This is a genomic window from Rhizobium hidalgonense (assembly GCF_005862185.2).
In the GTDB taxonomy this organism is placed as follows: domain Bacteria; phylum Pseudomonadota; class Alphaproteobacteria; order Rhizobiales; family Rhizobiaceae; genus Rhizobium; species Rhizobium hidalgonense.
The window spans coordinates 875,587-890,294 of record NZ_CP054028.1; the positions used below are offsets into that span (position 1 = coordinate 875,587).

Below are 14,708 nucleotides of genomic sequence, written 5' to 3' on the forward strand. Positions count from 1 at the left end.
GGATTGCGGTTTGTCTAAAGGGCTCGATCAGTTCGTTGCAGCGATTTCCGCATCGAACCTGCGGAGCAGTCGACTTCGTTCTTCCGGCGAGCCGAAGGTAGCGAAGTCATAGTCCACCATCTTGATCATCGAAATGTCGGGGGCTGCGAGCGGCAGGCCGGATTTCGCGTTGGATGGCACCTGGTTCTGGCCGGACGCCGCCCCCGTCCCCTGCCCTTCCGGGCTCAGCGCGAAATCGACGAAGCGCTTCGCTTCCTCGATGTTCCTCGCACCCTTGACGATGCTCACGGCGCCGATCTCGTAGCCGGTGCCTTCGCAGGGTGCGACGATCACAAGCGGATAGCCCGCCTGCTTCTGCGTCACAGCGTCATGCATGAAGGAAATGCCGATCAGCGTTTCTCCGCGCGCCGCCGCCTTGATAGGCGCAGCTCCGGAGGGGGTGTAACGCTCGATATTGCGGTTGAGCGCAGCGAGATAACGAAAAGCCTCGTCCTCGCCGAAGAGCTGCACGAGCGTCGCAAGCGTCGTGAAGGCGGTGCCGGACGAATTCGGATTCCCGCTCTGGATGCGGCCGCGATAGGCGGTATCGGTCAGGTCCTTCCAGCAGGTCGGAGCTGGCAGCTTCAGCTCGCGCAGCAGATCGGCATTGTAGGCAAAGCCGAGCGCCCCGGCGTAGATGCCGGCCGAGCGGCCGCCGGACATGGCGAAGAAATTCTGCGCCCAGGGCAGCATGTCGCGCTCGTGGGCCGGCTGGTAGGGTTCGAGGAGATTTTCAGAACCGGCCTGCAGATGGGTGTCGCCCGTGCCGCCCCACCAGACGTCGACGGCCGGCGCTGCTTTCTCCGCGCGGATCTGATTGAGGATATCGCCCGTGCTCTTGCGGGTTACCGAAATTTCGTGCCCGCTCTTCGCCTCATAGGCCGTCTTCATCGCGGCACACCACATCTCGTCGACACCGCACAAAACGGTCAGCGACGAGGCAGCTATGCCGGAGCCGGCGCTCGCCAGCCACAAAGCCGCGACCGCGCTGAAAGCGGTGATGCCTCTCACGATTTCCTCCCATTGGACCTTGCGTCCCAATCTCCGCAGTCAGGATGTCACATCTGCTGCCTCGCGCAATCGAAGAATGGTTACGGTTCTTACAGCTTTATCCGCGACGAACCCTCAAAAATGACAAAGGTTACAATTGTGACAAAGCCCATAATACGAGCCCGCTTTGAAGATCGCGACGGCCCTGCCTATAATGAATGCGGGAGGACGTGCATGTGTTGAATGAGAGGATCAGCATTCTGATCGTCGAGGACGATCCGGACATGGCGGAGCTTATCTCCGACCTCGTGGAAGCGGAGGGCTGGACGCCGTTGACTGCGCCGTCGGCGGAGGAGGCCGCGATCGTGCTTTCGTGCGAAACCGTGCACCTCGTGCTCGTCGACCATAACCTGCCCGGAACCTCCGGCCGCACCTTTGCGCAACGCCTGCGGGCGCAGACCAATATCGGCATCGTCATGGTGACGGCTGCCGGCAGCGCCGCAGACCGAGTGCTTGGCCTGGAAACGGCGGCCGACGACTATGTCGTCAAACCCTTCGAGCCAATCGAATTGACGGCTCGCATCAAGGCCGTACTGCGCCGGACGATCCCCTCGCTGAAGCCGGAGCGGGAAAGCGAGCGGGACCACGAGCCCACGTCCCTGAAGCTCGGTGACTGGTCGGTGGATCTGAAGAGCCGCCGCGCCATCTGCCGCACTGATCCTGCCAAGTCGCTGACGAGCGCCGAATTCGCGCTGCTCGAAATCCTCGCCGAAACGCCGAACGCACCTGTGAGCCGCGCCCATATCCTCGATCGGCTGGGCGCCGAAAGCGAGCGTTATATCGACCGTAATGTCGACGTGCTCGTGCTGCGTCTGCGTCGCAAGATCGAGCGCAATCCGGATCTGCCGCGCCATATCAAGACGCGCCGCGGCAAGGGCTATGTTCTCGACACCGACGATGGCGAGATCGTACCTTGATCAGTCGCCCCTTCCTCTCCTCCATCGCCTTTCGCCTGCCCTTTGCCATCGCCTTCATCTGCGTGCTCGTCTTCAGCCTGGCGACCATCGCCGTCTACGGCCTGCAGCGGGCGCGCCAGGAGATGGCCGCCTATGGCCTGCAGGCGTTTTCGAGTCTCGCCAAGGCCTCGCTTGTCTCGCGACAGGTTTCCGATCTCGTCTCCAGCGCGCCCTTCCTGATGAATGCGACCTCGCCCTACCGGGTCTCCAGCGAAAGCCGGTCGGTCGTCGTGCAGGTCGATACGCTATTGCGCGCCATGCAACCGGAAAACGACGGGGCTACCGTGAAGGGTTTTGCCGGCAGCCGCATCGTCGAGCTGCTGGATACGATCCGCACGCAGACGACGACGCTTGCCGGCGACGCCGAATCCGCTCAGCAGCACAAGGCGGAGGCTGCGGCAGCACTCGGCGAAATCGCGACCGGCAGCGGGATTGCTGATGCCGATTTCCGCAGTCGCCTGAACGCCATCGTCCAATCCGCATCCAATTCGGACAGCCTGTTCCAGCTTGGCGAATTGCGCCGGCGCTACGTCTCCGAAACCGCCCCGCGCCTCGAACGGGCCGCGCCGGATATTCGGATTTCCGCCGCCGAGCTTGCCCCTTACGAACGGGTCTTCGAGGCACAGACACGCTATCTCCTCGAAATGTTCGCCATCCGCGCCGCCGTCTCGCGCCTGCATACGGTCTCGCGCGATCTGTCGCATGCGACGGAAACCCAAAGCGAGGCCGTTGCCCGCAGCCTCAGCGACGACCTCGTCTCCACCTCCGATGCCTTGAGCCGCATCCTCGTCATCGTCGCCGTCGCCTCGTTGCTGGTCCTGGCAATGGCCGTCGTCTCGATCCGCTCGGTCATGCGCGTCTCACGCGGCATCGTCGCGCTTTCGAACGGAATGAACGCACTGGCGGAAGGACGCAAGGATGTCGATGCGCCGCGCTATGGCGGCACGGAGACCGAACTGGTGCGGCTGCTCGAGGCTTTCCGTGCTTTCCGGGAGAGCGTCGAGCGCGTGAGCCGGCTGCGGCGCACGGCGGAGGCCGCAGCCCGCACCATCCGCTCCACCTTCCGCAGTATGAACGAGGGCATCGCGCTGTTCGATTCGCGCGGCCGGCCGATCACCATGAACCGGCGCGTCATCGAGCTGGTCGGCTGGTCCGGTTCGGCCAGGAAACTGCCGCTCCGCAGTTTCGTGACGCCGCTGCCGGAGATCGATCCGACACTCCTGCCGGCCGAGAACGACGCCGGCCTGCTCTCCGACCGGTCCGTGCTACGCCACCGCTCCGACGCCGGCCAGGTGACGGAGGTGTCGCTATCGCGCCAACCCGACGGCGGCATCGTGCTGCTGGCGCGCGATATCACCGATATGGACCGGCAGGAGGCGGAGGCAGCAAAGATCCAACGCCTCGACGGCATCATGCGTATGACCCACCAGGTGAGCCACGAGGTCGGCAACATGATCGGCATCATCACCGGCAGCCTCGGCCTGCTGGAACGCGACACCGGCTTCAACGACCGGCAGAAGCGGCACCTCGCTCGCATCCGCAAGGCAGCCGACCGCGGCAGGTCCTTGGCCGGGAGCATGCTTTCCATTGGCAGCCAGCAGCCGATCCATCCGGACGCGGTGGAAATCGGCGTGGTCCTGCGAGGCATGGCCGACGTGCTGGAAATCGCAATCGGCGAAAAATGCCGGCTTGCCTTCGAGATAGGTGACGACCTGCCGACCGTCCTCATCGACACGGCACTCTTCGAGCAATCGATCCTCAATCTCTGCCTCAACGCCGCCGCGGCCATGCCGGCGGGCGGAACGATCCTCATCCGTTGCGCCCGCAGCGAGGCCGGCGTGACCGTCAGCGTGACCGATGACGGTATCGGCATGTCGGCCGAAGCGGTCGACAAGGCCTTCGAGCCCTATTTCACGACGCGCGACGCCGAAGGCGGCGCGGGCCTTGGCCTCGCTGTCGTCTATGGCTTCGTCCGCCAAAGCGGCGGCGACGCTCGTATTGCCTCGGCGCCGGGCAAGGGAACGGTCGTCGAACTTCTGTTTCCGGCGTGAATTGCGTTCTTGGCCCGCTCGTCAGGAACCGAATTGCGCCGCAACTCCTGAATATGAAGAAGGTCACAACCCAATCAAAACGGCTGGCTGACCACACCAAGACGATCCTCGCAGGCGGGTCTGCACAGCAGTACGGTGCTTTCGCCCAATCGCCGACAACGGGTGTCGAAGCTCTCCTGGTCACGACCCGTGAGACGGGGTTCTGGACGATACCCAAAGGGTGGCCGATTGAGCTCCCCAGCAAGTTGCAGAAAGAGAAGCGTGGGAAGAAGCTGGTGTGAAAGGTCGGGCAAGGAAGCGGATCAATCAGCCATCTCGTCTCGGAGTTCATTCTACTAAAGCCCTCGCCGGCAGTCGCAAGCACCTGCAATTTGCAGCTCGTGTGAAGAGGACCGACCGCGATGACTCCCGATAATTCAAATCTCGAGGCAAGTGATCTTTTCCATCGCACGTCAGTCGTTTATGACGGTTTTATGACAACCCGGATTGGGAAGATTTATGATTAGCGTATTCAAAAAACTCATGCCACGCGAAGACAAGTTCTTCGAACTCTTCGAGCAGCATGCGCGCACCGTCCAGGGCGCCGCTGACGCAATGCGTGAGATCTTCGGCGGCCACGGCGACCTTGAAGCCCATTGCCAGAAGATCGTCGATCTAGAGAACCAAGCTGACGACATCACCCGCGAGGTGCTGCTCGCCGTGCGCCGCAGCTTCATAACGCCCTTTGATCGCGGCGATATCAAGGATCTTATTCAGTCGATGGATGACGCAATCGACATGATGCACAAGACCGTGAAGACGCTTCGCCGCTTCGAGCAGAAGACCTTCGATCCCGGGATGAAGGAAATGGGTGTCCTCATCGCCGAAGCCGCGCGCCTCATCTGCGAAGCGATTCCGCTCCTCGACAAAATGGGAAGCAACGCTCAACGGCTGACGGCAATCGCCGAGGAGGTGACGCGTGTCGAGGGCCGTTCCGACGAACTCTATGAGCAGGGCCTCAAAGATCTCTTCCGGGCGCACGGCAATGGCAACGCGATGGCCTATTTGATCGGCAGCGAGATCTATTCCGAGCTCGAGAAGGTGGTCGACCGCTTCGAGGACGTGGCCAACGAAATCAGTGGCATCGTGATCGAGAACGTCTGATGGAAGCCACGCTTGCCTTTCCCCTGCTGGTCGGCCTGATCGGCGTCGCACTGTTCTTCGACTTCCTCAACGGCTTGCATGATGCAGCCAATTCCATCGCCACCATCGTCTCGACGCGTGTGTTGAGGCCACAATATGCCGTATTCTGGGCGGCCTTCTTCAATTTCATTGCCTTCCTGTTCTTCGGCCTGCACGTCGCCGAAACGATCGGCAAAGGCATTATTGACCCTGCCATCATCACGCCGCCGGTGATATTCGCCGCGCTGATGGGCGCGATCATCTGGAACATTGTCACCTGGATCTTCGGCATCCCATCGAGCTCGTCGCACGCACTGGTTGGCGGCCTGATCGGTGCCGGCGTCGCCAAAACCGGCGTCTCGGCCATTGTCTTCTCAGGCGTCTTCAAGACGGTCCTCGCCATCTTCATGTCGCCGATGATCGGCTTTCTCCTGGCGCTTTTTCTCGTCCTCGTCGTCACCTGGCTGTTCGTCCGCCAGACGCCCTTTGCCGTCGACAAGAGCTTTCGCATCCTGCAATTCGTCTCGGCCTCGATGTATTCGCTCGGCCATGGCGGCAATGACGCGCAGAAGACCATGGGCATCATCGCAGTGCTGCTCTACTCGCAAGGCTATCTCGGCAGCACTTTCCAAGTCCCTCTCTGGGTGGTGATTTCCTGCCAGACGGCGATGGCTCTCGGCACGCTGTTCGGCGGATGGCGCATCGTGCATACGATGGGTTCGAAGATCACCAAGCTCAATCCAATGCAGGGCTTTTGCGCCGAGACAGGTGGTGCGCTTACGCTCTTCGGCGCGACCTGGCTCGGCATTCCGGTCTCAACGACGCATACGATCACCGGCGCCATCGTCGGCGTCGGCGCGGCCAAGCGCGTCTCGGCCGTTCGCTGGGGGCTGGCGAGCAATATCCTGATCGCCTGGATCATAACGCTGCCGTCGGCGGCCTTGATCTCGGCCGCGTTTTATTTCGTCACGTCCTTATTCTAAATCCTTGGCCCTTCGGCAGAGGATAGCTCGGGGAAGCGATGCCGAGTGAGCAGGAACCCGGTCATCTGAGATCCGGCGAGTTGATGGGAAGCAAACGGGCATCGCGGTGCGACAATCCGCAAACCGGCAAATTCGCTGGAAGTTTCCGACGCCAGATCATCAGCTTATCGATATGAAGTTTGGCGTGAGCACTGACCCGCGCCCTTCGCCCATTTCTTTCGCGAGAATTCGGCTTCTGGGAAAGCCATAGCCAAAAGCATCCAGCGACAAGCTTCTCGTGCTCTGCCGGCGCTGCTTCCGCGCCTGATCTTGTGATAGACGCCATCGTGCCTCACACCCCAGAGAGCTGCTGCCGGTCCGTCCGAGCCCCCAGTCGACGCTCAAATATTGAGCAAAATGCCGCAAGTGTACACAATTCCAAATCACTCAAGGAGCGGGGACCAAAAACATCAACAGGTTACAAGCTGGCACACCTCTTGCATGGAATGTGCTGAGTTGGTGGCTAGGGTTCCGGCGCTTCTTTGAAGTGCGGCTGGTCCGAGAGCCACCACCGACGGGGGAGAAATCCCGTCGGGTGCACGGCGGGACAAAAGCCCGGGAGACCTCGTAAGCCAAGGGATTGGTGGCACGATGGTCTTTGCCGATCCCTTTTGAAGAAAAGCAGAAGGGGAATTTCAATGCAGACTTTTTCGAAGATTGTTTCCACCACGGCGCTAGCGGTATCGCTGATACTTGGGCTGGCTTCCGTCGCAGAGGCGGAACAGAAGACCGAATTCAAGGTGGCCTGGTCCATCTATGTCGGCTGGATGCCCTGGGGTTATGCGGCCGATCACGGCATCGTCAAGAAATGGGCTGACAAATACGGCATCAAGATCGATGTCACGCAGTTCAACGACTATGTGGAGTCGATGAACCAATACACGGCCGGCGCCTTCGACGCCGTGACGCTGACCAATATGGACGGGCTGTCGATCCCGGCCGCCGGCGGCGTCGATACAACAGCCGTGATCGTCGGCGACTTCTCGAACGGCAATGACGCCGTCATCCTGAAGGACAAGGCGGGCCTTTCCGACGTCAAGGGTCAGAACGTCAATCTCGTCGAATTCTCGGTCTCGCACTATCTGCTTGCCCGTGCGCTCGAAAGCATCAAGTTGACGGAACGCGACGTGAAGGTGGTCAATACATCTGATGCCGACATGGTCGCAGCCTACAAGACGCCCGACGTCACCGCCGTCGTCACCTGGAACCCGCTGGTTTCCACCATTCTCGAAGATCCCTCGGCCAAGAAGGTTTTCGACAGCTCGCAAGTGCCGGGCGAAATCATCGACCTGATGGTCGCCAATAGCGGCGTGCTGAAGGACAACCCGAACTTCGGCAAGGCGCTTGCCGGCATCTGGTATGAGACGGCCGCCCTGCTGCGGGCAGACACCACCGAGGGCAAGGCAGCCCGTGAGGCCATGGGTTCGGCTTCGGGCACCGATCTTGCCGGCTTCGAAGCCCAGCTTGCCGCCACCAAGCTCTTTGACAAGCCGGCTGATGCCGTTGCCTTCACCTCTTCGCCGAATCTGCCGAAGACCATGGATTTGGTGCGCAACTTCCTCTTCGAGAAAGGCTTGCTCGGCAACGGCGCGCCGTCGGCTGACGTCATCGGCATCGAAATGCCTGATGGCAAGGTGCTGGGCGATACCGGCAATGTGAAGCTGCGCTTCACCGAGACCTATATGAAGGCCGCCGCCGACGGTTCGCTCTGATCACGACGGAGGCGCGGCTTGACCGCGCCCCTCCCCTTCATCAGCGGAGCATTCCCATGCGTTGGATCAACACGAGGCCGAGCCGGGGCGCGCAATTCGCCTTGACGATGCTGCCCTTCGTGCTTCTCGCCCTTGCTTATGCCTTCGGCTCGGCCGCGCGACTGGCAGAAAACGCCAATGACAAGCTTCTGCCGAGCCTTGCCGGCTTTGCCGATGCGATCAACCGTCTGGCCTTCGTCGCCGACCCGCGCACCGGCGAGTTTCTGCTCTGGTCGGACACGGGCGCGAGCCTGGTCCGCCTGCTTGCCGGCCTCGGCATCTCGACGGCGATCGCGCTCGCTTTGGGCATGCTGATCGGCATGCTGCCCTATCTCAGAGCACTGCTTTCGCCCTTCGTCGCCGTTATCTCCATGGTGCCACCGCTGGCGCTGCTGCCGATCCTGTTCATCGTCATGGGCCTCGGAGAAACGTCGAAGATCGCCCTCATGGTCATCGGCGTCGCGCCGACGATGATCCGCGATCTGGCGCTGAAGGCGCTGGAATTGCCCCGCGAACAGATCGTCAAGGCCGAGACGCTCGGGGGCTCCTCCTGGCAGATCGGTCTGCGTGTCGTGCTGCCGCAGATCCTGCCGCGGCTGATCACTTGCCTCAGACTGCAGCTCGGTCCGGCCTGGTTGTTCCTGATCGCGGCCGAGGCGATCTCGTCGGATTCCGGGCTCGGCTACCGCATCTTCCTCGTCCGCCGCTATCTCTCGATGGACATCATTTTTCCCTATGTCGTCTGGATTACCCTGCTTGCCGTTGTCATGAACGCTCTGCTCGATCGCTTGCGCATCGCCGTCTTCCCCTGGTCAGAACTGGAGAAGCAGGCATGAGCGAGTTGAAGATCGAAAGGGTCTGGAAGGAATATGGCGACCAAATCGTCCTCGAGGATGTGTCACTGACCGTCGCTTCGCGTGCCTTCGTCGCGCTTGTCGGCCCGTCCGGCTGCGGCAAGACCACCTTCCTGCGCATGCTGCTCGGCCAGGAACAACCGACGAAGGGCAAGATTTTGCTCGACGGCGAGCCGCTGCCGTCGGAGCCGGGACCGGATCGCGGCGTCGTCTTCCAGCGCTATTCCGTCTTTCCGCACCTGACGGTGCTTGGCAACGTTCTGCTCGGCAAGGAATTTTCCGCCGCGCGCTACAAGGCCAAACTCTTCGGCGCGGAACGCCGCAACGCGATCGAAGACGCGCGCAGGCTGATTGCCGAGGTCGGGCTCGCTGGTTCGGAGGGCAAATATCCGGCCCAGCTTTCCGGCGGCATGCAGCAGCGCCTGGCGCTTGCCCAGGCGCTCATCATGAAGCCGAAGGTGCTGTTGCTCGATGAACCCTTCGGCGCGCTCGATCCGGGCATCCGCGCCGAAATCCACACGCTGATGAAGCGGCTCTGGCATGAAACGCAGATGACCGTCGTCATGGTCACGCACGACATGCGCGAGGCTTTCACGCTGGCCAACCGCGTCGTCGCTTTCGAACGCCGCCGCGACCGGCCTGAAGAGAAGGAGCGCTACGGCGCCACCATCACCAAGGATATTGCCATCTGGCCGCCGCGCCTTGCCGGCCAGCCATCGATTTTCAGCCCTGACCGGGACGGCCCGGTCTCTTCCCTGGGGCACAGCCGGGACGACCTGGCATCATCAGGAGAGACGCTATGATGCATGTGAGACGCTCGCCGGAAGAGATCGCCGCCAATCGCGCGCGCTACGAGGAGCACCAGAAGAAGGGTCTGGAATTCGCGCCCAAGGCGCTTCCCGGCCCAAGCCCGTTGCCGGCACCGGCCATCGATGCCGCTGCCATCATCCACCAGGAGACCATTGCCGGCGGCTGGTACTGGTCGACGAAACTCGCGTGCGGCGAGGCGATCCGCATCGATCAGGGCGAGAGCAATTCGACCGTGGCGCTCGTCGCCTGGAATGCCGACGATACGAGCGAGCGGATCAATCTCGTTGATACCGCCAAAGTCCAGTGGACGACGGCGCTCAGTAAGGGGCGCGTGATCTTCTCCGATATGGGCCGTGTCATGTTCTCGATGATCGAAGACAGTTCCGGCGCCCATGATTGCCTGATGGGCGGCTCGACGGCGGCCTCGAACGCCGCGAAATATCCGGGCGAGAAGACACGCAATACCCGCGACAACCTGATCCTCGTCGCCGTCAAGCTCGGCCTCGACAGGCGCGATATTTCCGGCATCCTCAACCTATTCGCACCCGTCCGCCTGGCCGAGGGCGGGGGTTTCGGCTGGCAGGGCAAACGTTCCAACAGCGGCGACTATGTCGAACTGCGGGCCGAGATGGACATGCTGGTCGGCTTTTCCACCTGCCCGCATCCGCTCGATCCGGATCCGACCTACCAACCGAAGCCTGTCGTCATCACCCGCTACCGGGCAACCGTCTCTGCTGCTGACGACCTCTGCCGCACGGCAACGGCCGAAGCCGTGCGCGGCTTCGAAAACAACGCCCTGATGCAGGCCTGAGGAGACGACGATGTCCGATTTCATCCAGACCTCCCCTGTTCGTAACCTGCAGAATGCCGCGCAGGATCATTTCATCGCCGCCGAAGCCCCATGGTCCGGCCTCGTGCGCAAGGGCCAGACGATCCGCATCGAAGACAGTCTTGGCCAGCAGGCGATCGATACGCTGTTTTACCGTGCCGATGATTTTTCCGAGCGCTATTCCAATCAGGATACGATGCGCATGCAGGGTGCCGCCTATATCGGCATCGGCACGAAGATCATGTCGAATGAAGGCAATGTCATGCTGACCATGACGGCTGATAGCTGCGGCCGCCATGACACGTCCGCCGGCGCCTGCTCCTGCGAAAGCAACACGGTGCGCTTCGGCCATGGGACGAAATACCTGCATGCATGCCGTGATAACTTCGTCCTTGAGGTCAGCAAACACCGAATGGGCAAGCGCGACATCGTGCCCAACATCAATTTCTTCATGAACGTGCCGATCAGGCCGAATGGCGAAATGACGATCGTAGACGGCATTTCGGCGCCGGGCGACTACGTGGAACTCGTCGCGGAAATCGACGTGCTTTGCGTCATCTCCAACTGCCCGCAGATCAACAACCCCTGCAACGGCTTCGATCCGACGCCGATCCGGGTGCTGATCTGGGACGGCGAGGACTGAGCATGTTCAAGAAAGTCCTGATCGCCAACCGGGGCGAAATCGCTATCCGGGTCATCAAGACGCTGCGAGGGATGGGTATTGCCTCCGTCGCCGTCTATTCCGATGCCGACCGCTTCGCCAAGCCCGCAATGATGGCGGATGAGGCGATCCGCCTCGGGCCGGCGCCTGCCGCCGAAAGCTACCTCAATGTCGATGCGGTCATTGCCGCCTGCAAGGCGACGGGGGCCGAGGCAGTCCATCCGGGCTACGGCTTCCTGTCGGAAAATATCGGTTTTGCAGAACGCCTCGCTGCCGAAGGCATCACCTTCATCGGCCCGCGGCCCGAACACCTCTCGGCCTTCGGCCTGAAGCATACGGCCCGCGAACTCGCCAAGGCAAGCGGCGTTCCGCTGCTGCCCGGCACCGGCCTGCTGTCGAGCGCCGACGAAGCGCTTTCGGCGGCAGAGACGATCGGCTACCCCGTCATGCTGAAAAGTACGGCCGGCGGTGGCGGCATCGGCATGCAGCTCTGCGCCGATGCCGAAATCCTGAAGGCGTCCTTCGACAGCGTCCAGCGCACCGCGCGGGCAAGTTTCGGCGATGCGCGCGTCTATATCGAGCGTTTTGTCGCTGAAGCCCGTCATGTCGAAGTTCAGCTTTTCGGTGACGGCAAAGGCAGGGTGATCGCGCTTGGCGAACGTGATTGCTCGCTGCAACGGCGAAACCAGAAGGTGGTCGAGGAGACACCCGCTCCCGGGCTTTCCGCCGCAACCCGCGCCCGCCTGCACAAGGCGGCTGTCGATCTTGGTGCTGCGGTCTCCTACCAATCTGCCGGTACCGTCGAATTCATCTATGATCCCCTGCGCGAGGAATTCTATTTCCTCGAGGTCAATACCCGCCTGCAGGTCGAACATCCCATCACCGAAGCCGTCTTCGGGATCGACCTGGTCGAGTGGATGATCCGCCAGGCCGCAGGCGAGGATGTGCTGTCCGGTGAGGAGGCGCTGCAGCCGAAAGGGGCCGCGATCGAAGTGCGCGTCTATGCCGAGATGCCGCATGCCGATTTCCGCCCGAGTGCCGGCCTGCTGACCGAGGTGGCATTCCCCGAGGACGCACGCATCGACGGCTGGATCGAAACCGGCACCGAGGTCACACCCTTCTACGATCCGATGCTCGCCAAGGTGATCGTGTCAGCTGAGGATCGTCCGGCGGCGATCGAAAAGCTGAAGGCGGCTCTTGCTCACACATCGATATCGGGCATCGAAACCAATCTCGACTATCTCAGGACCATCGCCAGCTCCGAGCTTCTGGCGAACGGCAAGGTGGCGACGACCGCGCTGCGCGACTTTTCCTTCGTGCCCGACGTCATCGAGGTGATCGCGCCGGGCGCGCAATCGAGCATCCAGGAGCTGCCCGGCCGGCTTGGCCTCTGGCATGTCGGCGTGCCGCCGAGCGGCCCGATGGACGAGCGTTCCTTTCGTCACGCCAACCGTCTCGTCGGCAATGGCGACACGGTCGCAGCCCTGGAGCTGACGGTCTCCGGCCCGGTGCTGAAGTTCCATACCGACATAGTGGTCGCACTTGCCGGGGCCGGCATGGCGATGAGCATCGACGGGGTGAAACTGCCGCATGACAAGGCCGTGACCATTCGCGCCGGACAGACCCTCGCAATCGGCAGCATCGAGGGACCGGGGCAGCGGGCTTACCTCGCAGTGTCAGGCGGCTTTGCCGCCCCCGTCGTGCTTGGTTCGCGCGCCACCTTCGGGCTCGGTCAATTCGGCGGCAATGCCACCGGTACGCTGAAGACCGGCCATGTGCTGCATCTTGCCCGTCAGGCGGCCGCCGATGCGGCCAAGCCGGCAACCGAGCCTGCGGAACTGACGCGCGAATGGCAGGTCGGTGTCGTCTACGGTCCGCATGGGGCGCCTGATTTCTTCCAGGATGGCGATATCGAGGCGCTGTTTTCGACGGACTACGAAGTACATTTCAACAGCGCCCGCACCGGCGTTCGCCTGATCGGCCCGGCGCCTAAATGGGCGCGCAGCGATGGCGGCGAGGCCGGTCTGCATCCCTCCAACCTGCATGACAATGCCTATGCGATCGGCGCGATCGATTTTACCGGCGACATGCCGATCATCCTCGGACCCGATGGGCCGAGCCTCGGCGGTTTTGTCTGCCCGGCGGTCATCGCCCGCGACGAGCAGTGGAAGATGGGCCAGTTCAAGCCGGGTGATCGCATTCGCTTCCATCCCGTTGAGCGGCCCGAAGACCCGGTCGCCGGCCCAACGGCGCATCGGGCGAAACAGGACGCAGGCTCGCCTATCGTCGGTAAACGCGACGACGGGCCTGTCTCTGTCGTCTACCGCCGCCAGGGCGATGACAATCTGCTGGTCGAATACGGGCCGATGACGCTCGATATCGCCCTGCGGCTGAGGGTGCACCTGCTCATGCAGGCCGTATCCCAGGTCCGTCTGCCCGGTATCATTGATCTCACACCCGGCATCCGCTCGCTGCAGATCCATTATGATGGGACGACGCTGACCCGCAACCGCCTGCTCGCCCTGCTGGCCGAAATCGAGGCGAGCCTGCCGGCAGCCCTGGACGTGACGGTGCCGAGCCGCATCGTGCATCTGCCGCTTTCCTGGAACGATCCGGACGCGGAACTTGCCATGCGCAAATATCAGGAGCTCGTACGGCCGAATGCGCCCTGGTGCCCTGATAACATCGAGTTCATCCGCCGCATCAACGGGCTGGCAGACGAACAGGCCGTGCGCGACATCGTCTTCGATGCGAGCTACCTCGTGCTCGGCCTCGGCGACGTCTATCTCGGCGCACCGGTCGCAACGCCGATCGATCCGCGTCATCGACTGGTGACGACGAAGTACAATCCGGCCCGCACATGGACGCCGGAGAATGCCGTCGGCATCGGTGGGGCCTATATGTGCATCTATGGCATGGAGGGTCCCGGCGGCTACCAGCTCTTCGGCCGCACTATTCAGGTATGGAATACCTGGCGCCAGACGACGGTCTTTGCCAAGGACAAGCCGTGGCTGCTCGATTTCTTCGATCAGATCCGCTTTTTCCCGGTCAGCCATCAGGAATTGGCGGAAGCCCGCAGCGCCTTCCCGCATGGCGGTTATCCCGTCCGGATCGAGGAGACGGAATTCTCCTACGCCGCCTACGAGCGGGAATTGCAGGCAAATGCCGCCTCGATTGCGACCTTCAAGGCACGTCAGCAGGCCGCCTTTGAGACAGAACGCCAGCGCTGGAAGGAGGCGGGGCTCGACAGCTTCGTCACCGACGAAGGCACCGGCGAAAGCCCCGCTGGAGATATCCCGGAAGGCTGCTTCGGTGTTGCCAGTGCCGTGCCCGGCAATATCTGGAAACTGCTGGTTGAGCCGGGCGCACCGGTTGCAGCCGGCGACACGCTTGCCATTATCGAATCCATGAAGATGGAAATCAACGTCACCGCACATGCGCCGGGCCGCGTCCGCGACCTGCGCGCCGGCCCCGGCCGCAATGTCAAAGCGGGCGATATCATTATTGTTCTGGAGGAATGCTGA

12 protein-coding genes and 1 riboswitch are annotated in these 14,708 nt (G+C 62.2%); of the genes, 11 read left to right on the forward strand and 1 reads right to left on the reverse strand.

Features of this window, described 5'->3' with window-relative positions; translation table 11 throughout:
• Positions 1 to 27: 27 nt before the first annotated feature.
• On the reverse strand, positions 28 to 1,050 hold the full coding sequence (locus FFM81_RS25340; RefSeq protein ID WP_003568614.1) for an ABC transporter substrate-binding protein: 1,023 nt from the start codon (positions 1,048 to 1,050) through the stop codon (positions 28 to 30).
• A gap of 197 nt (positions 1,051 to 1,247) precedes the next feature.
• On the opposite strand from FFM81_RS25340, the gene FFM81_RS25345 reads away from it, so the two are divergent.
• The 11 genes from FFM81_RS25345 to uca all read left to right on the forward strand — a co-directional run bounded on the left by FFM81_RS25345 (position 1,248) and on the right by uca (position 14,708).
• On the forward strand, positions 1,248 to 2,006 hold the full coding sequence (locus FFM81_RS25345; protein WP_425504976.1) for a response regulator: 759 nt from the start codon (positions 1,248 to 1,250) through the stop codon (positions 2,004 to 2,006).
• Positions 2,003 to 4,096: an ATP-binding protein gene (locus FFM81_RS25350; protein ID WP_138386003.1), complete on the forward strand. Its 2,094-nt coding sequence runs from the start codon at positions 2,003 to 2,005 to the stop codon at positions 4,094 to 4,096. Before FFM81_RS25345 ends, FFM81_RS25350 begins: the two co-directional genes overlap by 4 nt.
• A gap of 53 nt (positions 4,097 to 4,149) precedes the next feature.
• Complete coding sequence (locus FFM81_RS25355) at positions 4,150 to 4,377, forward strand: NUDIX hydrolase (RefSeq protein ID WP_375164647.1); 228 nt, start codon at positions 4,150 to 4,152, stop codon at positions 4,375 to 4,377.
• Positions 4,378 to 4,594: 217 nt separating this feature from the next.
• Positions 4,595 to 5,239, forward strand: a complete 645-nt coding sequence (locus tag FFM81_RS25360; protein WP_138386002.1) for a DUF47 domain-containing protein — start codon at positions 4,595 to 4,597, stop codon at positions 5,237 to 5,239.
• Positions 5,239 to 6,240, forward strand: coding sequence for an inorganic phosphate transporter (locus tag FFM81_RS25365; protein WP_025418554.1), 1,002 nt, complete (start codon positions 5,239 to 5,241; stop codon positions 6,238 to 6,240). The genes FFM81_RS25360 and FFM81_RS25365 overlap by 1 nt, the downstream gene beginning before the upstream one ends.
• Before the next feature lie 491 nt (positions 6,241 to 6,731).
• Positions 6,732 to 6,843: riboswitch (guanidine-I (ykkC/yxkD leader) on the forward strand.
• A 74-nt stretch (positions 6,844 to 6,917) separates the two neighbouring features.
• The gene (locus tag FFM81_RS25370) at positions 6,918 to 7,991 is read left to right on the forward strand and encodes a putative urea ABC transporter substrate-binding protein (protein ID WP_138386001.1); all 1,074 of its coding nucleotides are present in this window, start codon (positions 6,918 to 6,920) and stop codon (positions 7,989 to 7,991) included.
• Positions 7,992 to 8,047: 56 nt separating this feature from the next.
• Positions 8,048 to 8,866, forward strand: a complete 819-nt coding sequence (locus FFM81_RS25375; protein ID WP_097536981.1) for an ABC transporter permease — start codon at positions 8,048 to 8,050, stop codon at positions 8,864 to 8,866.
• On the forward strand, positions 8,863 to 9,687 hold the full coding sequence (locus FFM81_RS25380) for an ABC transporter ATP-binding protein (RefSeq protein WP_003568603.1): 825 nt from the start codon (positions 8,863 to 8,865) through the stop codon (positions 9,685 to 9,687). Before FFM81_RS25375 ends, FFM81_RS25380 begins: the two co-directional genes overlap by 4 nt.
• Positions 9,684 to 10,505: an urea amidolyase associated protein UAAP1 gene (locus FFM81_RS25385; protein ID WP_138386000.1), complete on the forward strand. Its 822-nt coding sequence runs from the start codon at positions 9,684 to 9,686 to the stop codon at positions 10,503 to 10,505. Before FFM81_RS25380 ends, FFM81_RS25385 begins: the two co-directional genes overlap by 4 nt.
• A gap of 10 nt (positions 10,506 to 10,515) precedes the next feature.
• Positions 10,516 to 11,166: an urea amidolyase associated protein UAAP2 gene (locus FFM81_RS25390; protein WP_138385999.1), complete on the forward strand. Its 651-nt coding sequence runs from the start codon at positions 10,516 to 10,518 to the stop codon at positions 11,164 to 11,166.
• A gap of 2 nt (positions 11,167 to 11,168) precedes the next feature.
• A complete protein-coding gene (uca, locus tag FFM81_RS25395) occupies positions 11,169 to 14,708 on the forward strand; it encodes an urea carboxylase (RefSeq protein ID WP_138385998.1) in 3,540 nt (1,179 codons plus the stop codon).

Excerpts from the sequence above, each read along its gene's own strand:
- FFM81_RS25345 (WP_425504976.1), top strand. The coding sequence starts at position 1,248 with ATGCGGGAGGACGTGCATGTGTTGAATGAGAGGATCAGCATTCTGATC.
- FFM81_RS25355 (WP_375164647.1), top strand. The coding sequence starts at position 4,150 with ATGAAGAAGGTCACAACCCAATCAAAACGGCTGGCTGACCACACCAAG.
- FFM81_RS25360 (WP_138386002.1), top strand. The coding sequence starts at position 4,595 with ATGATTAGCGTATTCAAAAAACTCATGCCACGCGAAGACAAGTTCTTC.
- FFM81_RS25365 (WP_025418554.1), top strand. The coding sequence starts at position 5,239 with ATGGAAGCCACGCTTGCCTTTCCCCTGCTGGTCGGCCTGATCGGCGTC.
- FFM81_RS25370 (WP_138386001.1), top strand. The coding sequence starts at position 6,918 with ATGCAGACTTTTTCGAAGATTGTTTCCACCACGGCGCTAGCGGTATCG.
- FFM81_RS25375 (WP_097536981.1), top strand. The coding sequence starts at position 8,048 with ATGCGTTGGATCAACACGAGGCCGAGCCGGGGCGCGCAATTCGCCTTG.
- FFM81_RS25380 (WP_003568603.1), top strand. The coding sequence starts at position 8,863 with ATGAGCGAGTTGAAGATCGAAAGGGTCTGGAAGGAATATGGCGACCAA.
- FFM81_RS25385 (WP_138386000.1), top strand. The coding sequence starts at position 9,684 with ATGATGCATGTGAGACGCTCGCCGGAAGAGATCGCCGCCAATCGCGCG.
- FFM81_RS25390 (WP_138385999.1), top strand. The coding sequence starts at position 10,516 with ATGTCCGATTTCATCCAGACCTCCCCTGTTCGTAACCTGCAGAATGCC.
- uca (WP_138385998.1), top strand. The coding sequence starts at position 11,169 with ATGTTCAAGAAAGTCCTGATCGCCAACCGGGGCGAAATCGCTATCCGG.